Annotated in this window: 19 protein-coding genes and 1 tRNA gene; 17 read left to right on the top strand and 3 right to left on the bottom strand. The window is 63.1% G+C overall.

Going from position 1 to position 20665, the window contains the following annotated elements; all coding sequences use genetic code 11:
- Positions 1–19 precede the first annotated feature (19 nt).
- Positions 20–1057: an endonuclease/exonuclease/phosphatase family protein gene (locus RVY76_RS13885; protein WP_317374765.1), complete on the top strand. Its 1038-nt coding sequence runs from the start codon at positions 20–22 to the stop codon at positions 1055–1057.
- 69 nt (positions 1058–1126) lie between these two features.
- Positions 1127–2227 carry a 3-isopropylmalate dehydrogenase gene (gene leuB, locus RVY76_RS13880; RefSeq protein WP_317374764.1) on the top strand — a complete coding sequence of 367 codons (1101 nt, stop codon included), beginning with the start codon at positions 1127–1129 and terminating at the stop codon, positions 2225–2227.
- Here the strand turns inward: leuB and RVY76_RS13875 are convergent.
- Positions 2224–2715: a DUF421 domain-containing protein gene (locus tag RVY76_RS13875; protein ID WP_317374763.1), complete on the bottom strand. Its 492-nt coding sequence runs from the start codon at positions 2713–2715 to the stop codon at positions 2224–2226. The genes leuB and RVY76_RS13875 overlap by 4 nt on opposite strands.
- Positions 2716–2806: 91 nt before the next feature.
- On the opposite strand from RVY76_RS13875, the gene RVY76_RS13870 reads away from it, so the two are divergent.
- Both RVY76_RS13870 and RVY76_RS13865 read left to right on the top strand, forming a co-directional pair.
- A complete protein-coding gene (locus RVY76_RS13870) occupies positions 2807–3814 on the top strand; it encodes a DMT family transporter (RefSeq protein ID WP_317374761.1) in 1008 nt (335 codons plus the stop codon).
- A gap of 15 nt (positions 3815–3829) precedes the next feature.
- Positions 3830–3906 (top strand) — tRNA-Pro (locus tag RVY76_RS13865).
- A gap of 425 nt (positions 3907–4331) precedes the next feature.
- Here RVY76_RS13865 and RVY76_RS13860 read toward each other — a convergent pair.
- Positions 4332–4850: a TetR family transcriptional regulator gene (locus RVY76_RS13860; RefSeq protein ID WP_317374759.1), complete on the bottom strand. Its 519-nt coding sequence runs from the start codon at positions 4848–4850 to the stop codon at positions 4332–4334.
- Between the two features lie 172 nt (positions 4851–5022).
- Between RVY76_RS13860 and RVY76_RS13855 the strand changes: the two genes are divergently transcribed.
- The 6 genes from RVY76_RS13855 to RVY76_RS13830 all read left to right on the top strand — a co-directional run bounded on the left by RVY76_RS13855 (position 5023) and on the right by RVY76_RS13830 (position 11749).
- Positions 5023–6012: an aldo/keto reductase gene (locus tag RVY76_RS13855; protein ID WP_317374758.1), complete on the top strand. Its 990-nt coding sequence runs from the start codon at positions 5023–5025 to the stop codon at positions 6010–6012.
- Positions 6013–6163: 151 nt separating this feature from the next.
- Positions 6164–6709, top strand: coding sequence for an AAA family ATPase (locus tag RVY76_RS13850; RefSeq protein ID WP_317374757.1), 546 nt, complete (start codon positions 6164–6166; stop codon positions 6707–6709).
- Positions 6710–6863: 154 nt separating this feature from the next.
- Positions 6864–7205 carry a DUF2946 family protein gene (locus tag RVY76_RS13845; RefSeq protein ID WP_317374755.1) on the top strand — a complete coding sequence of 114 codons (342 nt, stop codon included), beginning with the start codon at positions 6864–6866 and terminating at the stop codon, positions 7203–7205.
- A 235-nt stretch (positions 7206–7440) separates the two neighbouring features.
- Complete coding sequence (locus RVY76_RS13840; RefSeq protein ID WP_317374754.1) at positions 7441–8793, top strand: PepSY domain-containing protein; 1353 nt, start codon at positions 7441–7443, stop codon at positions 8791–8793.
- Between the two features lie 284 nt (positions 8794–9077).
- On the top strand, positions 9078–11360 hold the full coding sequence (locus RVY76_RS13835) for a PAS domain S-box protein (protein WP_317374753.1): 2283 nt from the start codon (positions 9078–9080) through the stop codon (positions 11358–11360).
- On the top strand, positions 11357–11749 hold the full coding sequence (locus tag RVY76_RS13830) for a response regulator (protein WP_317374752.1): 393 nt from the start codon (positions 11357–11359) through the stop codon (positions 11747–11749). Before RVY76_RS13835 ends, RVY76_RS13830 begins: the two co-directional genes overlap by 4 nt.
- 453 nt (positions 11750–12202) lie before the next feature.
- Here the strand turns inward: RVY76_RS13830 and RVY76_RS13825 are convergent, their stop codons facing one another.
- On the bottom strand, positions 12203–12868 hold the full coding sequence (locus tag RVY76_RS13825) for a FadR/GntR family transcriptional regulator (RefSeq protein WP_317374751.1): 666 nt from the start codon (positions 12866–12868) through the stop codon (positions 12203–12205).
- A 244-nt stretch (positions 12869–13112) separates the two neighbouring features.
- On the opposite strand from RVY76_RS13825, the gene RVY76_RS13820 reads away from it, so the two are divergent.
- The 7 genes from RVY76_RS13820 to RVY76_RS13790 are packed head-to-tail and all read left to right on the top strand — an operon-like array spanning position 13113 to position 20062.
- Positions 13113–14309, top strand: coding sequence for a mandelate racemase/muconate lactonizing enzyme family protein (locus tag RVY76_RS13820; protein WP_317374750.1), 1197 nt, complete (start codon positions 13113–13115; stop codon positions 14307–14309).
- Positions 14306–15073 carry an SDR family oxidoreductase gene (locus tag RVY76_RS13815; protein ID WP_317374749.1) on the top strand — a complete coding sequence of 256 codons (768 nt, stop codon included), beginning with the start codon at positions 14306–14308 and terminating at the stop codon, positions 15071–15073. The genes RVY76_RS13820 and RVY76_RS13815 overlap by 4 nt, the downstream gene beginning before the upstream one ends.
- Before the next feature lie 4 nt (positions 15074–15077).
- The gene (locus RVY76_RS13810; protein WP_317374747.1) at positions 15078–16043 is read left to right on the top strand and encodes an NAD(P)-dependent oxidoreductase; all 966 of its coding nucleotides are present in this window, start codon (positions 15078–15080) and stop codon (positions 16041–16043) included.
- Complete coding sequence (locus RVY76_RS13805) at positions 16043–17086, top strand: L-idonate 5-dehydrogenase (RefSeq protein ID WP_317376777.1); 1044 nt, start codon at positions 16043–16045, stop codon at positions 17084–17086. Before RVY76_RS13810 ends, RVY76_RS13805 begins: the two co-directional genes overlap by 1 nt.
- A gap of 34 nt (positions 17087–17120) precedes the next feature.
- On the top strand, positions 17121–18137 hold the full coding sequence (locus tag RVY76_RS13800; protein WP_317374746.1) for a TRAP transporter substrate-binding protein: 1017 nt from the start codon (positions 17121–17123) through the stop codon (positions 18135–18137).
- 60 nt (positions 18138–18197) lie between these two features.
- Positions 18198–18749, top strand: a complete 552-nt coding sequence (locus RVY76_RS13795) for a TRAP transporter small permease subunit (protein ID WP_317374745.1) — start codon at positions 18198–18200, stop codon at positions 18747–18749.
- Entirely contained in the window at positions 18746–20062 is a 1317-nt protein-coding gene (locus RVY76_RS13790; protein ID WP_317374743.1) for a TRAP transporter large permease subunit, read from the top strand. Before RVY76_RS13795 ends, RVY76_RS13790 begins: the two co-directional genes overlap by 4 nt.
- Positions 20063–20665: the final 603 nt, after the last annotated feature.

Below are 20665 nucleotides of genomic sequence, written 5' to 3'. Positions count from 1 at the left end.
GACCCTGCTGGGGGTTCTCGTGGCACTTCTGCCGGTCTCGGCCGTGGAAGCGCAGGATCTCAGGATCGCGACCTTCAACACCGGACTTTCCTCCCGTGGGCCGGGCCTCATGCTGCGTGACATACTTGAGCCGTCCGAGCGGGTGGGAATCGTCACCCGCATCGTGGCCGAGACCGCGCCTGACATCCTCGTCCTGCAGGATGTCGACTGGGATGCGGGCGGCACCGGCCTCGCCGCACTTGCAGAGGCGATCGTCGAAGATGGCGGGCCGGACTATCCCCACAGCTTTGCCGCGCGTCCGAATGCGGGTCTGCTAACCGATCTGGACATGGATGGGGACGGGCGCACGCGCGGGCCGCGCGACGCGCAAGGTTACGGCAATTTCACGGGCGATGGCGGGATGGCGGTACTCTCTCGCTACCCGCTGGGCGAGGTGCGGGACCTGTCGGACCTGCCCTGGGCCGATCTGCCGGGGTCCATTCCACCGGATCCGCCATTCCCCACGGTCGAGGCGCACACGGCACGCAGGCTCTCCTCCGTCGCCCACTGGATCGTGCCGGTCGAGATCGACGGCCGGACGCTCGACCTCATGACATGGAGCGCGACACCGCCGATCTTCGATGGCCCCGAGGATCTGAACGGCCGGCGAAACCGGGACGAGACGGCGATCTGGTCGCGACTTCTCGACGGCGAAATGGGCGATGTGCCCGAGCCGCCCTTCGTCATACTCGGCAACGCCAATCTCGACCCCGAGGACGGCGAGGGGATCCGCGACGCGCTGGACGCGCTTCTGTCCGAGCCGCGCCTGCGGGACCCCCTTCCCCGGAGCGCGGGCGGCGCGGCAGAGGCGGATCCCGACCATCAAGGCGATCCCGCGCTGGACACGGCGGCCTTCGACGGACCCGGCAATCTGCGCCTGAGCTATGTCCTGCCGTCACGTGACATCGCGGTACGTGATGCCGGCGTCTTCTGGCCCGCGCCGGATGCCCAGTTCGCGCCGGACGAAAACTGGCCCGCGCACCGGCTGGTCTGGGTGGACGTGACGCTCGCCCGCTGAGCCCAGCTTGACGCTTTGTGACCCCCGCTATACGCCCCGATCCAACCGCAATCCTCCGGAGGTCCCGTCATGCCCAACCCATCCATCCTGATCCTGCCCGGCGACGGGATCGGCCCCGAAGTCATGGCCGAGGTACGCAAGGTCATCGACTGGTTCGGAGCCAATCGCGACGTCAATTTCGACGTGATCGAGGATCTGGTGGGCGGCATTTCGTACGACACGCACGGAACGCCACTGACCGATGCCGCCATGGAGCAGGCGCAGAAGGTCGACGCGGTGCTGCTGGGGGCCGTGGGCGGCCCGAAGTACGACAAGCTCGACTTCGCGATGAAGCCCGAGCGCGGCCTCCTGCGACTGCGCAAGGAGATGGACCTCTTCGCGAACCTCAGGCCCGCGCAATGCTTCGACGCGCTCGCCGATTTCTCGTCGCTGAAGCGCGATGTGGTCGCGGGCCTCGACATCGTCATCGTGCGCGAACTGACGAGCGGCGTCTATTTCGGCGAGCCGCGCGGCATCATGGAGGAAGGCAACGAGCGCGTGGGCATCAACACGCAGCGCTATACCGAATCCGAGATCGACCGCGTCGCGCGCAGCGCCTTCGAACTTGCCATGCGGCGCAACCGCAAGCTCTGCTCGATGGAAAAATCGAACGTCATGGAATCGGGCGTCCTCTGGCGCGAGGTCGTGACCGAGGTCGCCAAGGATTACCCCGAGGTCGAGCTCACGCACATGCTCGCCGACAACGGTGCGATGCAATTGGTCCGCAAGCCCAAGCAGTTCGACGTCATCGTGACCGACAACCTCTTCGGGGACATGCTGTCGGATGCGGCCGCGATGCTGACCGGAAGCCTCGGCATGCTGCCCTCCGCCTCGCTCGGCGCTCCGATGGAGAACGGACGGCCCAAGGCGCTCTACGAACCGGTCCACGGATCGGCCCCCGACATCGCGGGTCAGGGCAAGGCGAACCCGATCGCCTGCATCCTGAGCTTCGCGATGGCGCTGCGCTATTCCTTCGACCGGGGCGACGATGCGCTCGCGCTCGAAGGAGCGGTCGAGGCGGTCCTGGCGCAGGGCGTGCGAACCGCCGATCTTCTGGGCGAAGAGGGCCGCGAGCCGGTCTCGACCTCGGAAATGGGCGACGCGATCATCGCCGCCCTCGGCACGGCCTAGCGCCGCACGCCATCGAGCAGGGCGTCGTCCACGTCGCCCTGCCCGTGCAGGACGCTTACATCGCCGGTATTCTCGAGGATGACGGCGCGAACGTCCTTCAAGCGCAAGGCGTTCGCCTCGCGCAGCTTTCCCATCAGATCGTCGCGACTGATATTCCCGCGAGAGAGGTTTTCCTCGAGGATCTCGCCGTCGCGCATGAGCATGAGTGGCGAATTGTCGATCACCTGCTGGAAGGGTCCGAAATGCGCGCGGACACGCGAGATCGCGCCTTGCACCAGAAAAAGCGCGACGAGCGCGCCCGTCGAGCGCCAGAAGCCCGGCCAGTCCGAGGACATCGCCGCACTTGCCAGCACCGATCCGACGGCGATCGTGATGGCAAAGTCGAAACCCGACATCTTGGAAAAACTGCGCAAGCCGTTGAGCCGGATCAGCGCGACGATGACCGCGACGACGATGACCGCCCGCAGCAAGATGTTGACGACGTCCATTCGGCGGAACTCCCCTTCTCCATGGAGCGCGAAGAGACGACGTTCAGTTCCCTCTTGACGTGAGACGCAAGCAGAGGTTGAGGGTCGTGTCATGTCGAGCCGTCTTCCTCCCGCCCTGATCGGTCCGCTGCTGGCGCTGCTGGCCTTCGCGCTTTTCGCCACGCACGACGTGCTGGTGAAAGCGGTGGGCGCGACCTATTCCTCGTTCCAGATCATCTTCTTCAGCGTCCTGCTGGGATTTCCGCTGACGACCGTGATGCTGATGCGCGACCGGACCTCCGGAACGCTCAGACCGGTCCACCCGTGGTGGATCTTCCTCAGAACGATCGCAGGCGTCTCGGCGCTCATGGGGGCGTTCTACGCCTTTTCGAACCTTCCGCTCGCCCAAGTCTATGCGCTGATCTTCGCCTCTCCGCTGCTCGTCACGGTGCTGTCGATTCCGATCTTGGGCGAGAAGGTCGGGCCGCATCGCTGGGGCGCGGTCGTTGCGGGGCTCGTGGGTGTGATGGTGGTGCTGAGACCCTGGAACGTCGACGCGTTGACCTTGGGCCACGGAGCCGCGCTTGTCACCGCGATCGGCAGCGCCACGGCCTCGGTCATCGTGCGCAAGATCGGCCGCGAGGAGCGGGGGGTGGTCCTGCTACTCTATCCGATGATGGCGAATTTCGTGCTGGCGGGTGCATTGATGCCCGTCGTCTACATCCCGATGGAGGCGATCGATCTGGGAATGATTGCCCTCGTCGCGCTGCTGGCCTTTGCCGGCGGCCTCATCATGATCGCGGCCTACCGCATGGGCGAGGCGGCCGTGGTCGCCCCGATGCAGTATTCTCAGATCATCTGGGCCGCGATCTTCGGCGCGGTTTTCTTTGACGAGGTACCGGACTTTATGACGTGGCTCGGGGCCGGGATCATCATCTGCTCGGGGCTCTATATCGTCCTGCGCGAAAGCCTGGGTAGCTCCCGCACCAGTCCCGTCGGTGCCTATCGCTCGCGGATGGAGAACGTGGCCTTTCCCCGTATCCCCGCCCTCCTGAGGCTGCAGGCCAATCGCATGCCGCCGGGCTACGAAGCCCTTGCAAAGCGCGGCCCGAAGCAATAGTGGACGGCCCACGGTCGGGCAGTGGCGCAGCCTGGTAGCGCACCTGCTTCGGGAGCAGGGGGTCGGAGGTTCGAATCCTCTCTGCCCGACCAGATCTTTCCTTTTATGGATTGCAACGATAGTCTTCCTCGTGACCACTATCCTTCCTCAACGGAGGATCGACCGAGGGCCAGACGGTGGCGAGCGACGGTGCAACTGCCGCCCGTAGCCACGTAAGCGGTCCAGCAATTTCTTCAATTCTGACAGTGAACGCGGTTCGCCCTTGTCGTCGGTTAGCAGGACCGTGTTCGGCCCAAAGCCGTCCTTGGCCACATCGCTACGTGCTGCATCACGGCGTCACCGAACCGATCATTCATGGATCGCGGAGCATTCTCAATCGATGAATGTCGGCAGAGCGGAACAAAGGGGGCCTACGCTGCACCATTCAAGAAAGCCCGCTATCGTTTCGTATTTGATCGAAAAGGTCCGGGCACGATAAAGTCATTGCCACTGCGCCCCAATGCAGGTCCCCAACCGATCAGCGCATATGATCCGGGCGGAGCGCTTGAAAAGCGGCGTCGAGTTTCTCGCTGAGGGACGCGTCTTGATCGATCGCGAAATGCGCGAGCGCGACGTCGAGGCAGGCGAATGATGCATGAACCAGTGCGTCCGCTTCCAGTCGACAGGCATTCGCGGCTCCGAGACGCCGCGCGACTTCAGGCGACAGGCCGGCCGCCCAGGAAATATGCTTTTCCAAGGTGTGGGCGCGCAGGCTTGCCGTGCTGTTGACCACGCGCATCGTCCTGGCCGCCCCTTCGGGGTCGCGCTCGACATTGTCTGACAAGACATCGTAGCCGCGCCGGAGCGAGGTCCAGACGTCTTCGTCCTGCGGGCGGGCCTTCACCACATCGATGATCCTCTCCCCGAACGCGGCGTGCCCCGCGACCACAACGTCCTCCTTGGTGGGGAAATAGCGGAAGAAGCTTCGCCGCGAGATCCCGGACGCAGCCGCGATCTCGTCGACCGTCACACCGTCGAACCCCTTCTCGTCGAACAATGTAAGTGCATGCAGGGCTATCGAAGCAGCGACTGCGTCCGTCTTGATCTCTCTGAGTGAACGCGCGGATCGGGCAGACGACGACTGCATTGACACTCCATGTTCAAATTGGCACTAAGTGCCATAATAGTGCCGAGATGCTATAACCGGCATGTTCCGAAAGGAGACTATCATGGTCGACCGCCGTCAAGCGAACATCCTTCCCGCCCGCAATCTGGGCCGGAATGGCCCGACGGTTTCCGCCATAGGCTACGGTGCCATGGGCATTACCGAGTATTATGGATCGGACACCACGAACGACGCCGTCAAAACAATCCGGCATGCGCACGAGATCGGCGTCACGTTCTTCGATACTGCCGAGCTGTATGGCTGGGGCCACAACGAACGCGTCGTCGGTGAGGCGCTGGCCCCCGTACGCGACGACGTCGTGATCGCGACCAAATTCGGCTGGACCCGCGACTATGGCTACAACAGCCGACCGGAGCACATCCGCGAGGTTCTCGACAATAGCCTGCGGTTCCTCGGTGTGGAGCATGTGGATGTCCTCTACCAGCACCGCGTCGATCCAGATGTCCCGATCGAGGATGTAGCGGGGACGGTGAAGGAACTCATCGAGGCGGGCAAGGTCGGTCATTTCGGCCTCAGCGAAGCAGGGCCGGCGACGATCCGCCGTGCCCATGCGGTCCAGCCGGTGGCGATGCTGCAGACCGAATACTCGATCTTCGAGCGCGATGTAGAAGCGTTGTTTCCCGTTCTGAGGGAGCTCGGCATCGGCTTCGTGCCGTACGCGCCGCTCGGCCGAGGCTTTCTGACCGGGACGGCCAAGCCGGCGGACCAGTACGACAAGAGCGACATGCGCAGCTTCGATCCGCGCTGGCAGCCTGGCGCGTTTGAGAAAAACGTGGAAGCGGTACGACAACTCGAGGCCCTCGCCAACGAGCGCGGTGCGAAGGTCTCGCAACTCGCCCTGGCCTGGCTGCTGGCGCAGGGTGACGACATCGTTCCCATTCCCGGCACTCGCAGCATCGCGCGCCTTGAAGAGAATGTCGGCGCTGTGCATCTCAAGCTTTCGGACGACGACCTCCGACGGATCGAAGAGATCCTTCCGTCCGGCGGATTCGGTGCCCGCTATCCAGATGCGGTGATGCCGGACTGGACGTGATCGACGATGCCGGGAGATACGCTCGGTTCCCGGTGAAAAATTTCCGGATTGTTGAGCCCACCTCAGCCCATGAATGGATCTCGCCCTAAGCCAGGCTGGAATTGCGTATTATGCCTTCAGGCAAGGCCGGGCGTAGAGACCGAAGGATTTAATGTTGAAACCTCCTTCCAATCCCAGGCACGTCATTCTCTCGGGGTGTTCCGGCGGGGGAAAGTCGACGCTGCTGGCCGAACTGCGCCGGCGGGGCTTCGCCACCGTGGAGGAACCGGGCCGCAGGATCGTGGCGGAAGAGCGTCGCGGCGACGGAACGGCATTGCCGTGGGTCGACCTCGGTGCCTTCGCAAGGCGCGCCATCGCGATGGCCTCGGCCGACCGGGAGGACGTGACCGGTACGGAAGGATGGGTCTTCTTCGACCGCGGCCTCGTCGATGCGGCAGTGGCGCTGGAGCACGCGGACGGGGTCGCGACCTCGGAGACGCTTGCAGGGCTTGCCCGCTTTCACAACCAAGTATTTCTGACGCCGCCATGGCCGGAGATCCACCGGCTGGACGGCGAACGGCAGCAGGATCTGAATGAGGGTATTGCCGAATACCATCGCCTCCGCGAGGCATACCGTCGGCTGGATTACGTTCCGGTCATCCTGCCCAAGGTCGATGTCGAGGACCGAGCGGACTTCCTTTTGACCTGCCTTTCCTGAGCGTCGCGGACAGCGCGTCGTTTCCAGGTAACCATGGTTCGTGGAACGCGCCCTCCTCGATATGACTGGGGCTTCCCCATCCGAGCATCGTCGGCAAACCATGAAAGGTCTTCCGTTAGAACGTGCAGGTGGGTACTTCGAAGGGATGGTTCGTTTGCCATTCCGCCGTACGCTTCTGCTCGCGACCCTTCTCGTGGTCGCGCTGGCCAGCGTCGTCTCGGCCGCCGCGATGGCACCCGAACGGGGCGATGGGAAGCTTGCGGCCTATCTCGCGAGCGGCGGCTCGCTCCATGATCTCTGTGCGGATCATTCTTCCCACGAGGATCATCATTGCCCGTTCTGCCACGCGGTACCCGGTCCTCCGACCGTCCGGTTCGCGCCCAGCGCCGACCGTGTGGTGTGCGATGAGGTCGGGCGCGATCGCGGGCATCAGGCCGCCCGGCCATTGGCCGGAAACCCCTACCTTTCGGCGCGTGCCCCTCCGCAACCGGGCTGACCCCGGACTGCGCGCGAAAGACCGTCTGTCGGGGCCCGGCAGGCATCCCTTTTCACATGGCAGGACCGGGATCGGCACCCACCGGCAATCCGGCTGAAACCCGAACGGCCCACCTGGCGTGACTGCTTCCGGGCAAGCCGCATTTCGACGCATGCCGCGATGCCGACACGTGCAGCCTGCCGCGCCATCTCTGGATGGCGAGGTTCTCGCATTCATCCCGAACGGACCCATCGCCATGACCACCACGACCATGAACCCACCGCGCAATTCCGCGCTTTACCGCGCCGTCTGGCGCTGGCATTTCTTCGCCGGGCTGATCGTCCTGCCCTTCGTGATCCTGATCGCCGTGACCGGCGGGATCTATCTCTTCAAGGACGAGATCAACAACGCGGCCTATTCCGAGCGACGCTTCGTCACCCCCGCCGAGACGCAGGCGATGGCACCTTCTGCGATCACAGAAGCCGCGCTCGAGGCCCATCCGGGGTCTCTCGTCGCCTATTTCCCGCCTTCCGCACCGGACCGCACGGCGCAGGTGAAGATCGCCGGCGAGGATGGCCTCACGGATACGGTCTACGTGAACCCGTACGACGCCACGGTCATCGCCTCCGCATGGGATGCCGGACCGTCGGGATCGACGCCCATGTGGCTCGTCCGCAAGCTGCATTCGCTCGAATATGTCGGCTGGTGGGGCAACCGGATCATCGAGGCCGTCGCGGGCTGGATGGTGCTTCTGGTAGCAACGGGCATCTACCTCTGGTGGCCGCGGGGACGGAAGGTCGGGGTGATGGCCCCCCGCCGGACGAGCGGCCGCCCCTGGTGGCGTGACATCCACGCGGTGACCGGCATCTACACTGCCGGGTTCATCCTCTTCCTCGCGCTGACCGGGCTGCCGTGGTCGGGCGTATGGGGCAAGTATTTCTACGATCTGTCCTACGCGGCGGGCCTCGGGATGACCGACGGATACTGGTCGAACCTGCCCACGTCGGACCTGCCCGCGGGCGAAGCGATGGAACAAACCCCCTGGATCATGGAGCATCACGGAATGCCGATGTCGGGCGGCACCGACGGCGTTCCGGCAGCACTCGACGATGTGGTGGCGACGGTCGAGGCCGCGGGCCTCCACCCGGGCTACGAGGTCGCAATGCCGTCGGGAGCGACGGGCGTCTTCACGGCATCCGTCTATCCCGACGACATATCGCAGGAACGCGTGATCCATCTCGACCAGTATACCGGCGAGGTCCTGCTCGACCTGGGAATCTCCGACCTCGGCACGCTCGGCTGGATGGCGGAGTGGGGCGTCTCGATCCATATGGGCCAGCAATTCGGCTTGGCGAACCAGATCGTGTTGCTGGTGGCCTGCATTGCCATCGTGCTGATGTCGGTCTCGGCCATCGTCATGTGGTGGAAGCGCCGCCCGGCGGGATCGCTCGGCGCTCCGGCCGTACCATCGGACCATCGCATACCGCATGCGGTCCTGCTGATGGCGATCGCGGCAGGCCTTTTCTTCCCGCTCGTGGGCCTGACGCTCCTCGTCGTGGCTGCGATCGAACTGATGTTGCACTTCGCGACGAGCCGTCGCACGGCTTAGTTGAAGGGTGCGTTATCTTTGGGGAGGGCGGTGCCGATACGTGCCGCCTTTTCCGTCAAGATCTGCCTGAGCGATAGGCTCGACAACGCGCCGTCGCGTCATTCCGCCATTTCTCAGCCCCGCGACGCAGAAACAGTTTCAAATTTAGCAATTTCGTTCCATGCTCCGGTGCGGGGGCAAAGGAAAGAAATATCAGGAATACCAGAAGGCCCCCTTGTCGGTTGTGCGAGTTGTCCATTCGGGCTCATCACCCGGTCGGCGCTTGAGGATCTTGCGGGTACCTGATGATCATGCCCCCTCCCCCTGTCGCGAAGAGTTCGGCCCGGACGGGATCCGACCGGCACGCGACGCTTGCACCTTATCGCATCCTGGACACGCCGGCCGAGGTCGAATTCGACGATATCGCTCATCTCGCGCGCGATATCTGCGGGACGGAAACGGCGCTGATCGGTTTCGTGCTGGAGGATCGGCAGTGGTTCAAGGCGAGGGTCGGTTTCGACGCCCCCGAAATACCGATCGAGGGATCGGTCTGCGCGCATGCGCTGGAAGGGCCCGACCTGCTGCTCATCCCCGATCTGAAGCTCGATGCCCGGACCGACAGCAACCCGTTCGTGACTGGCGCGCCATTCACACGCTTCTATGCCGGGGTCCGGCTCGAGACGCCGGACGGCACGCCCCTGGGGACGCTCTGCGTCATGGACGGCCAGCCCCGCCCCGGGGGATTGACGGACCGGCAGGTCGACGGCCTCAGACGACTGGCACGCCAGAGCATGAGTCAGCTGGAACTGCGACGCCTGAGCCGGGATCGCGACCGCGCCAGCGGCGAAATCCGGGAGGCCAACACCCACCATCTGCAGATCATCGAAAGTGCGCTGGATTACGCCATCATCTCCATGGATCTCGAAGGCTACGTCTCGAGCTGGAACCGGGGCGCGGAGCGCATCTTCGGCTGGTCGTCCGCCGAGATGTGCGGCAGGCCCGCCGATACGTTCTTCAGGCCCGAAGACGTCACGAACGGCGTTCTGGCGGCAGAGATGCGGCTGGCAGGGGAACGCGGCTCCGGCACGGACGAACGATGGTACATGCGGAAGGACGGAGCGCGCTTCTTCGCGATGGGCGAGATGATGCCCCTCAACTCTTCGTCCGGGGAACTGGTGGGATACCTGAAGATCCTCCGCGACGAGACGAAGAAGCGCGAGATCGACACCCATCTCCGGATAGCCGAGGAACGCCTGCAGATCGCGCTCGCGGCCTCGGGTGCCGTCGGCTTGTGGGACTGGATGATCGATACCGACCTGCTGCACGGCGATGCAAATTTCGCCCGGATCTACGGTCTCGACCCCGAGAAGACCGCGAGCGGCCTGACGATGGAGGAATATCAGCAATTCGTCGTCCCGGAAGATATCGGGAGGCTCAGAGACAGTATCAGGGCCACGTTCGATCGCGGCGAAGATTTCCTGATCGAATACCGGGTTGAGATCGAGGGGCAGCCGCTGCGCTGGGTCGAGTGCAAGGGCCGTCTTGTCCATGATCGGGACGGCAGACCGGAACGCTTCTCCGGCTCAGCCGTGGATGTGACCGAGCGCAAGCATGCCGAGACAGAATCCCGTCGCCTGGCCGCGATCGTCGAGCAGTCTCGCGACTTCATCGGGGTCGCACATCTCGATGGGTCGATGGCATGGGTCAACGAATCGGGCCGCCGGCTCGTCGGATTGTCCAGCCCCGAGAGCGCGACGGACACCATGATCGAGGATTACTTCGTTCCGGCCGAATGGTCCGATATCGCGACCGAGGTGTTCCCGGCGGTGACCGAAACGGGAGGCTGGCGTGGCGAACTGCGATTCCGCCATTTCGTGACGGGCGAAACGATCCCTGTGATCTACGACATCATGGCCCTGCGCAGCGATGCGGGAGACGTGACGGCCTATGCGACCGTGACACGGGACATCCGCGGCCAGAAGGAAGCCGAAGCCAAGCAGCAGCTTCTGAACGAGGAACTGTCCCACCGGATGAAGAACACGCTCGCCATGGTTCAGGCGATCGCGACGCAGACACTGCGTGGGGTAACGGAGAAGGAGGCGGTCGCCGCATTCCGCAAGCGCATTCATGCGATCGCCTCGGCTCACGATGTGCTTCTGAAGAAAAACTGGGCGGCAGCCTCGATGGAAGAGGTCGTCAGGGCCGTACTGCGCATGTTCGAATTGGACGACCGGTTCGAGATCGCGGGGCCCCCGGTCGAGCTTGGCTCGCGCGCGACACTATCCCTGTCGCTTCTGCTGCACGAACTTGCGACCAATGCGCTGAAATATGGGGCCCTCTCGTCCGAGACCGGGCGCATCGCCATCGCATGGAGCATCGCGGAAGGGACCCCCGATCCCGATTTCACCCTGACCTGGTCGGAATCGGGAGGCCCGCCGCCGCATCCGCCAGCGGACCGGGGAAAGGGATTCGGCTCGCGCCTCATAGCTATCGGCCTCGTGGGAACGGGGGGGTGCGACCTTGGTTATCCGGCGGAAGGCTTTCAGGCAGAATTCAGGGCACCGCTTCCGCAAATGAAGCAAACATGAAGGACCAGTCCGTGACAATGCCAGGTGGGAAAGAGTGGCCGGTGGTGCTCGTAGTCGAGGACGAGCCCATCCTGCGAATGTGCGCGGTAGACATTGTGGAGGATGCGGGTTTCGAAGCACTCGAAGCCGCGGACGCCCAACAGGCCATCGACATACTGGAACATCGGCCCGACATCCGGATCGTGTTCAGCGATATCGACATGCCGGGAGGGATCGACGGAGTGACCCTCGCCGCCGCGATCCGCGATCGGTGGCCGCCGATCGGGATCATCCTGACCTCCGGATATCTCATGCCGGACATGCGGATCCTGCCTGGTCAGGCGGTGTTCTTTTCCAAGCCCTACATGCCCGAGAAGATCGCCCAGGCCCTGTACGACATGTCGTTCTGACCAGTATCTTTGCACCTAGTCCGTCATGCAAAACATTATCGTCCGGACAAGATCCACTGCACGCACGGCACGAAGCGATCCGGGGATGGTGGAACGATCCGTGAGCGGTCTGATGGGACGGGCATTGGATGTTCCTACCCTCCGCTTCAATTCGCCAAGTCATTTCGTCATCGGTTGTACGATGTCGGTAGCCCGCTGATCGCTCCAAAGAAATTACGCACCCTTCGACGCATTCAGAACTGCCTGGATCCTGCCCATGCGTGGTGGACTTTCGATTGGTCTGGCGCCCCTTCGCAAGGTGAAATGCGCGGCTGAAGTGGAAGGGGCGAGCTTACGCCCTGCCGCCTTAATGTCATACATTCGCACCTGTTCAGGGGCCGAGCTTCCCCGGTTTGATGGACCGGCTAAAGCGCGCCAGTGTCGTGACGAATGACCCCGACCGGCCGGCGGAAATCAGGCCACGCCGGCGCGGATCAGCACGGCCATGGCACCGTCGAAATGTTCCGACAGGGCCGCTTCGGCGCGGCTGGCGTCCTGCGCCATGATCGCGGTGGCGATACGCTCATGACACTTGATGTTCTCCCTGCGGTTCTGGTGCGTCGCCCGGGAACGCCAGCCGATCTCCCAGGTCTGGCGCGTGATGACCGCGAAGCTGTCGACCAGCATAGCGAAGAGCTGATTGCCGGAAGCCTTGGCGATGATGGAATGGAAGTGGATATCAAGCTCCATCAATTCCGTATGCCCCGCTTCGAGATCCGCGAACATCCGGGCCGTGGTGTTGAGCAGTTCCGTCGCCTCGGCGTCGCTGCGACGTATCGCGGCCAGGCCCACTGTCCGCATTTCGAGAGTCCTGCGCACGTCCAGCACCTGCTGGATGCTGAGCCGCCGACTATAGGTCGTGTGGTCGAGCACGAGACTGAGAGCGGAGGCGTCGGGCAAAGCCACCCGCGCCTTTCGTGATCCACCGATATCGAGGATCCGCAAGGTCGCAAGGCCGCGCAGTGCCTCGCGCGTCACGGGACGGGACACGCCGAGATGTCCGGCCAAGGCCGCCTCCGATGGAAGTGAATCGCCAGGACGCAATCCTTGCGCACGGATCAGGTCGCGGATGCCCCTCATGGCCATTTCTGCTAGTCCCGGCTCGCTTGATATGGGATTCGTCACGACGTGATTTCCTTACTACGGTTATAGTAATATGAAGAATCTAAGGGTTATTTTATCCTATTCTCTCATTACTTCGCCATAATCGTCTGACAATTCACGAAAGATTGTCACGAGATATAGCTCCGTTCCGGAACCGGCGATAGGGTCCACCATGACGAACGCCACCGGTCCAACCGGGCGTGCAGGGAGGACATCTGACGTGAAGATCACAGCCATCCGCACCTTCCGTGCGGAGGAATTCGCCAACGTGCTTTGGGTCCATGTGGAAACCGATGCCGGGTTCACCGGGCTCGGGGAAACCTTCTACGGGGCCGAGGCCTGTGAGGCCCATATCCACAACACGCTGTCAGTTCGGCTGCTGGGCCAGAATCCGCTGAACATCGAAGCCCTGCACAAGGAAATGGTCAGCCTTCCCAACGCGCAGGCATCGACCGGCGTGGAATACCGTGCAGCCTCGGCCATCGACATCGCGCTGTGGGACATCTTCGGCAAGGTGGCGGGACAGCCCGTCCACGTGATGCTGGGCGGACAATCGTGGGACCGCATCCGGGTCTACAATACCTGCGCGGGCACGCGCTACGTCCGCACGAACAAGATCAAGCCCGTGGATACCTGGAACCGCGACGAGGGCCAGTACGAGGATCTCGACGCCTTCATGACGGATGCGGGCGCGCTGGCCGAGGATCTGCTCGACAAGGGCATCACGGCGATGAAGATCTGGCCATTCGATCCGCCCGCGATCGAGAACAAGGGCATGTTCATCACCGCGGAACAAATGAAGAATGCGGTGAAACCCTTCGAACAGATCCGCAAGGCCGTCGGCGACCGCATGGAGATCATGGTCGAGTTGCACTGCCTGTGGAACCTTCCCGTGGCCAAGGACATCGCCCGTGTCCTGGAGGACTATCAGCCGCGCTGGTACGAAGACCCGATCCGCATGAACAACGCGCAGGCGCTGGCGGAATTCGCCGCCTCGACGAGCGTATGGACCTGTGCATCGGAAACGCTGGGGTCGCGGTTCGCCTACAAGGACTATCTGGACCGCGATGCGGCGCATGTGGTTATGGCGGATCTGTGCTGGACCGGCGGTCTGACCGAGGGGCGCAAGATCGCCGCCATGGCCGATACCTACCACCGGCCCTTCGCTCCGCATGACTGCATCGGCCCGGTCGGGTTCGCCGCCGCGATCCACATGTCCTTCAGCCAGCCCAACACGTTGATCCAGGAATCCGTTCGCGCCTTCTACAACGGATGGTATCGCGAATTGGTGACTGAGGTGCCGCGCATCGAGAACGGGTACGTCTACCCGATGGAAGGGCCCGGTCTCGGCACCGAACTGCGCTCGGATTTCTTCGAGCGCGGCGACCTGACAACACGCATCTCGGAGGTTTCATGAGCCATCCCCTATTCGATCTGACCGGCAAGACCGCCCTCATCACCGGCTCGTCGCGGGGCCTCGGCCGTGCCTTCGCCGAAGGTCTGGCGCAGGCCGGTGCGCGCATCGTGCTGAACGGCGTCAATGCGGAACGCCTGGAAGCTGCCGCGCAGGAAATGCGCGATCAGGGGTTCGACGTTGTGACCTCTGCCTTCGACGTGGCGGACGAGGCGGCGATCGTCGCGGCATTCGAGACGCTGGACGCCGAAGGCATCGACGTGGATATCCTCGTGAACAATGCCGGCATCCAGTTCCGCAAGCCGATGCTGGAGCTCGATACCGCCGATTGGCGGCGCGTCATCGACATCAACCTGACCGCCGCTTTCGTCGTCGGGCGCGAGGCTGCGAAACGCATGGCGAAACGCGGGCGGGGCAAGGTGATCAACATCGGATCGCTTACCTCGGAACTGGCCCGCGCGACGGTCGCGCCCTACACGGTCGCCAAGGGAGGCATCAAGATGCTGACCAAGGCGATGGCAGCCGAATGGGGCGAAAAGGGCATCCAGTCCAACGCCATCGGCCCGGGCTACATGGTCACGGACATGAACGAGGCGTTGATCGAGAACCCCGAGTTCGACGCGTGGGTCAAGGGACGCACGCCGATGCGGCGCTGGGGCCTGCCGGAAGAGCTGGCGGGCACGTGCATCTATCTCGCCTCGGACGCGTCGAACTATGTTTCGGGCCAGATCATCTATGCCGATGGCGGCATGATCTCGGTGCTGTGACGCCATGATGAAGATCGTCTTCTATGGCGCGAATGCGTCGACCTTCGAGCCGGGCCTTTCGGAACAGTTGCACATGCCGCACGAGATCACCGTGATCTCGGACGCGGCGGAGGGCCCGGGGGAGGCCGATGCGCTGGCTGCGGCCGACGTGGTCGTGGGAGTGCAGTACCAAGGCACGGGCATCCGCAACGCCCGACTGTTCCAGCTGCCCGCTGCCGGGTACGACAAGGTCGACATGGACGCCCTGCCCGCGGGGTGCGCCGTCTGCAACGCGTTCGGGCATGAGAACGCCATCGCGGAATACGTCATGACGGCGCTCCTGTCGCGGCATGTGCCGCTCGCGGATGCGGATGCCCGGCTGCGTCGGGGTGACTGGCATTACTGGGCCGGCGGTCCGAACGGATTGCGGACCGAGATGGGTCAGCAAAGCATCGGCATCATCGGGCACGGGCATATCGGCAAGGCAGTCAAGGACCGCGCGCTGGCCTTTGGGATGAAGGTCCATGTCGCCAACCGCTCGCCGATCGAGGATGCGCGGGTCACGACCCACGGTCTCGATGCGCTGGACGAGATGGCCGGTGAGGTGGACGTGCTTCTCAACACGCTGCCGTTGACCGACAGCACCACCGGCATGATCAGCGTGGCAGAGCTCGCCGCGCTGCGCGACGGCGCGGTCGTCATGAATGTCGGCCGGGGGCCCGTGATCGACGAAGACGCATTGTTCGCCGCGCTGGAGGACGGCCGCCTGAACGCGATCCTCGATACGTGGTATGTCTATCCGTCGCAGGACGATCCGAACCCGCAGCCGTCGAAACATCCGTTCCACGACCTGCCCAACGTCACCATCACCCCCCACATGTCGGGCTGGACCACGGGCACCATTGCCCGTCGCACCGCGACCGTGGCCGAGAACGTCAATCGGCTGGACCGGGGCGACGACCTGATCAACCTGCTCAAGGGGGCTCGATGATGAAGGCCGTCGTCATCCATGCCGCGCGCGATCTGCGTGTCGAGCCTATCGCGCCCGCGGAAAAGCCCGGCCCCGGAGAGGTGCAGGTGCGAGTCGCGAATGGCGGGATCTGTGGGTCCGATCTGCACTACTATCTGCATGGCGGCTTCGGCGCGATCCGCATCCGCGAACCGATGGCCCTCGGCCACGAAGTCTCGGGCATAATCGCCGCACTCGGGGATGGGGTCGAGGGGCTGGCCATCGGCGACAAGGTGGCCGTGAACCCCTCCCGTCCCTGCACCCGGTGCGAGTATTGCCTGCGCGGTCAGCCGAACCAGTGCCTCGACATGCGTTTCAACGGATCGGCCATGCGGATGCCGCATGAACAAGGGTTGTTCCGCGAGGCGTTGACCCTCCCCTCGACGCTGGTCGAGCGGTTCGCGCCTGATGCAGACCTGGCATTTGCCGCGATGACCGAACCCTTGGCCGTGTGTCTGCACGCGGTGCGGCAGGCCGGGTCGCTGGTGGGAAAGACCGTGCTCGTGGCGGGGTCAGGCCCTATCGGCTGCCTGACGATCGCTGCCGCGCGGCTGGCCGGTGCGACGCGCATCGTCGCGACCGATATCTCCGACACGCCACTTGGGGTTGCCCGCGCGATGGGTGCGGATGAGACGATCAACCTCGCGACCGAGGCGGACGGATTGGAACCGTTGCAGCGCGACAAGGGTCGTGTCGACGTCAGTTTCGAATGTTCCGGCGCGCCACAGGCGCTCGGCGGTCTGCTGAATGCCACGCGGGCGGGCGGCACGGTCGTGCTCGTCGGGATGGGTGGCGATGCGCCGCTGCCATTGCAATTGATGGTCGCCAAGGAGCTGAACCTGCGAGGTGCGTTCCGTTTCCATGAAGAATTTGCCACGGCCGCGCGGGCCATATCCGATGGCCGTATCGACCTCGCCCCGCTGTTGACCGGCGTGCACGACGCGGACGATGCGGTCGCGGCCTTCGACCTCGCGGCCGACAAATCCCGCGCCATGAAGGTGCAGATACGTTTTCACGGCGGCTGACACGCCTCATTCACCCCAGAGGGAGGAGACCTCGATGACCTACAAGACCCTGCTCACCAGTGCGCTGGCCGTTGGCCTGACGGCGATGGCCGCCAATGCACAGGACTACAGCTTCCGCTTCCAGTCGTCCGACCCGGCGGGCAACCCGAATTTCGAGTTTCAGCAAGGCTGGACCGAGACGCTGAAGGAGATGAGCGACGGAAACGTCGTCGTCGAACTGCTGCCGGTCGGCTCCATCGTCGATTACAAGGAAACACAGGATGCCGTCGGCGCGGGTATCATCGACGGGCACATCACCGACACGTCCTATTTCGCCGGAAAGGACCCGGCCTTCGGCCTGATCGCCAACCCCGTCGGAGCATGGTCCGACCCCGCGGAGATGATCGACTTCGTCGAGAACGGCGGCGGCAAGGAGCTGATGAACGAACTGCTGAACCCCTATGGCCTTGAATTCATCGGCGTCTCCACGCCCGGGCTCGAGGCGTTCGTTTCCAAGGTGCCGCTCGAAGGCGTGGACGATCTCCAGGGTTTGAAAGTCCGCAGCCCCGAGGGATTGATCGCGAACGTGTTCCGTGCGGCAGGTGCCGCCCCGGTGAACCTGCCGGCATCCGAAGTCTATACGTCGCTCGACAAGGGTGTGATCGACGCGGCCGACTACTCGGTGTTCTCGGTCAACCAGGAAGTCGGAATGAACGAAGTCGCGACGCATCCGGTCTATCCGGGCTTCCACTCGTTACCGCTGGTCGAGGTGTCGATGAACAAGGCTCGCTGGGACGAACTTCCCGATGACATCAAGGAACTGTTCCACACCTCGATCAAGGAGTTCCAGCAGACCCAGGTCAACTCGCTGAAGGAGCGCGATCTGGCGGCGGTCGAGGCCGCGAAGGCCGAAGGCGAGGTGACCGTGCACGATTGGTCCGCGGAAGAGCGCGCCAAGTTCCGTGGCATCGCACAAGGCGAATGGGAAAAGGTCGCCAGCCAGTCCGAAGCTGCGCAGAAGGTCTATGACGGCCTGAACAGCTATCTGGAATCCAAGGGCCTGATCGAGTGAACCCGAACGGGGCGGAAGCACATCCCGCCCCGTGACGCAAATGCCGGGGGGAGGAGACCCATGAGCGATCTTACCAAGCGAGCGATCCCGGAAGCGGGCATCCTCGGGCGCATCATAGACAAAATTGCCTATGTCTTCGCAGCCGGGATCGTCCTGGCTGCGTGCATCCTGCTGCTGGAAGTCTTCCTCCGCTACGTGTTCAACAGCCCGACGCTCTGGGCGCACGAGACGACGACGTTCCTGTGCGGCCTCGCCTTTCTCTACGGTGGGCTGCTCTGCGTGTCGCGCGACAGCCACATCCGCGTCGTCCTGCTCTACGACGCCGTGGGACCGCGTGCTCGACGCTGGCTGAACGTCATCCTGTCGATCCTGTCCCTGATCGCTACGGGATTCTTCGCGTTCGCCGCGTGGATCGTCGTGACCAAGGCGTACTGGACCCCGACCGGCGCGTTCCGCATGGAAACCTCGGGATCAGCATGGAACCCGCCGACACCGGCCCTTGTGAAGGGATTTCTGCTCATCATCATCCTTCTGATGATGGTCCAGTTCCTGATCCTGTCGGTCAAATACTTCCGCATGCCTGCAGACCGCGTCCTGGAGACCGAAGAATGAGCGCCATCCTCGATTTCGCGGCCATAGGTATCGGCCCGCTGACCCTGTGGATGTTCGGCCTCATGGTCGTCCTGCTTCTGACGGGCATGCCGCTTGCCTTCGTCACGTTGCTGGTCGCCTTGGTCTTTGCGATCATGGGCTACGGCACCATGTCCGTACCGATCATCACCTCGCGCATCTATACCTTCGTCGAAAGCTTCGTTTTCGTTTCGGTCCCGATGTTCGTCCTGATGGCGGCATTGCTGGACAGGTCCGGCATCGCCCGCGACTTGTTCGACGCGATGAAGCTGGTCGGTGGACGGCTGCGGGGCGGCGTGGCCGTTCAGACGATCTTCGTTGCGGTCATCCTTGCCGCGATGTCGGGCATCATTGGTGGCGAGATCGTGCTCCTTGGCTTGATCGCGCTCCCCCAGATGCTCCGCCAGGGGTACGATCGAAAGCTTGCCATCGGCGTCGTCTGCGCCGGCGGCTCGCTTGGAACGATGGTGCCGCCGTCCATCGTCCTGATCATCTATGGCCTCACGGCCAACGTCTCGATCGGGGATCTTTTCACCGCGGCGTTCCTCCCGGGCTTCATGCTGGCGATGTTCTACGTCATTTACATTCTTGTCCGGTCCTACACGAATCCCAATATCGCTCCCCTGCCGGATCCGGAGCCCATGCCCAACTCCGAGAAGATCAAGCTTCTCAAGGGGCTTATCCTGCCGTTCCTCGTGGTGTTCTTCGTCCTGGGGTCGATCTATGCGGGGATCGCTTCGGTGACCGAGGCGTCCGCCGTCGGCGTCGGTGGCGTGCTTCTCTCGACGTTGCTCCGGGGGGAATTCACTTTCGCCATGCTGCGTGACAGCGCGATGCAGACACTGGCCACCGTCGGCATGATCGTCTGGATCGGCATCGGAGCCACGGCGCTGGTGGGCGTCTACAACCTGATGGGCGGGATCCGTTTTATCTCGGACCTGATGACGGGGCTGTCCGACAATCCCACGGTCATCGTGCTCGTGATGATGGCGATCCTCTTCGTACTGGGCGCGTTCCTCGACTGGGTCGGCATCGCCCTGCTCACGATGCCGATATTCGTGCCGATCATCAAATCCATGGGGCTCGATCCAGTGTGGTTCGGCGTGCTCTTCGCCATGAACATGCAGGTCTCGTTCCTGTCCCCACCCTTCGGCCCCGCTGCGTTCTACCTGAAGTCGGTCGCACCGCCCGAAATATCGCTCGGCGAAATCTTCCGGGCGCTCCTACCGTTCATCGCCCTGCAGATCTTGGCGGTCGGTCTATTGATAGCCTTTCCCGGCATCACGGGGCGCTGAGGAACTGGCCGGGAAAGCCTCGTCAACCATCCTTGGCTCGACTGATCGGGATCAACCAAAAGCGGCATGTGGCAAATGAACTTGAGAGTGTTTGAACAGTAAGCTTAATTTGTGTCTCGGATCCGCATCCCCCGAACCGAGGAAGATCAAGATTGATATCATACGAACAAACTTAAAGCTCTCGAGCGCGGAATGGCAGCTTGAACTGTCAAGAGGATTCCATGATGCGCTTGAGCGTATGTGGGTGAATATCACCCTCCCGAAGAACGCCGATACGCCAACCCGCTAATTAACCAGATTGCGCAGAGCCCGCATCACAATCCCGGCAATCTTTGCTAAAGGCGACACTTTGGATCATTTGGTCCCGTTTATGGGCCTTCGGCTCTATAAATTGAAGCCTATCACCAATTTTGTGTCGCACGCCGGTATTCTCATTAAGGACAATCTTAATTGGGGTGTAACATCTGAACCGGCCTGGAGATATTTGAAAGCCCTTTCCCTAGGCGGTAGGTATTAGCACTGGACGATCCGTCGATGTGAACGATTGCAACATTCCTGGCCTATGGTTTTAGTCACGATGAGCCGTGGGCGGACTACAAGACG

The sequence above is a fragment of the Palleronia sp. LCG004 genome, assembly GCF_032931615.1.
Classification (GTDB): domain Bacteria; phylum Pseudomonadota; class Alphaproteobacteria; order Rhodobacterales; family Rhodobacteraceae; genus Palleronia.
Note: the sequence above shows the minus strand (reverse complement) of the source record. Positions and strands in the feature narration are given on the sequence as shown.

Bases quoted from the DNA above. Each gene is read 5' to 3' on its own strand.
- RVY76_RS13790 (WP_317374743.1), top strand. From the start codon at position 18,746: ATGAGCGCCATCCTCGATTTCGCGGCCATAGGTATCGGCCCGCTGACC.
- RVY76_RS13855 (WP_317374758.1), top strand. From the start codon at position 5,023: ATGGTCGACCGCCGTCAAGCGAACATCCTTCCCGCCCGCAATCTGGGC.
- RVY76_RS13875 (WP_317374763.1), bottom strand. From the start codon at position 2,715: ATGGACGTCGTCAACATCTTGCTGCGGGCGGTCATCGTCGTCGCGGTC.
- RVY76_RS13835 (WP_317374753.1), top strand. From the start codon at position 9,078: ATGATCATGCCCCCTCCCCCTGTCGCGAAGAGTTCGGCCCGGACGGGA.
- RVY76_RS13825 (WP_317374751.1), bottom strand. From the start codon at position 12,868: ATGAGGGGCATCCGCGACCTGATCCGTGCGCAAGGATTGCGTCCTGGC.
- RVY76_RS13850 (WP_317374757.1), top strand. From the start codon at position 6,164: ATGTTGAAACCTCCTTCCAATCCCAGGCACGTCATTCTCTCGGGGTGT.
- RVY76_RS13795 (WP_317374745.1), top strand. From the start codon at position 18,198: ATGAGCGATCTTACCAAGCGAGCGATCCCGGAAGCGGGCATCCTCGGG.
- RVY76_RS13800 (WP_317374746.1), top strand. From the start codon at position 17,121: ATGACCTACAAGACCCTGCTCACCAGTGCGCTGGCCGTTGGCCTGACG.
- leuB (WP_317374764.1), top strand. From the start codon at position 1,127: ATGCCCAACCCATCCATCCTGATCCTGCCCGGCGACGGGATCGGCCCC.
- RVY76_RS13830 (WP_317374752.1), top strand. From the start codon at position 11,357: ATGAAGGACCAGTCCGTGACAATGCCAGGTGGGAAAGAGTGGCCGGTG.
- RVY76_RS13840 (WP_317374754.1), top strand. From the start codon at position 7,441: ATGACCACCACGACCATGAACCCACCGCGCAATTCCGCGCTTTACCGC.
- RVY76_RS13805 (WP_317376777.1), top strand. From the start codon at position 16,043: ATGAAGGCCGTCGTCATCCATGCCGCGCGCGATCTGCGTGTCGAGCCT.
- RVY76_RS13810 (WP_317374747.1), top strand. From the start codon at position 15,078: ATGATGAAGATCGTCTTCTATGGCGCGAATGCGTCGACCTTCGAGCCG.
- RVY76_RS13870 (WP_317374761.1), top strand. From the start codon at position 2,807: ATGTCGAGCCGTCTTCCTCCCGCCCTGATCGGTCCGCTGCTGGCGCTG.
- RVY76_RS13815 (WP_317374749.1), top strand. From the start codon at position 14,306: ATGAGCCATCCCCTATTCGATCTGACCGGCAAGACCGCCCTCATCACC.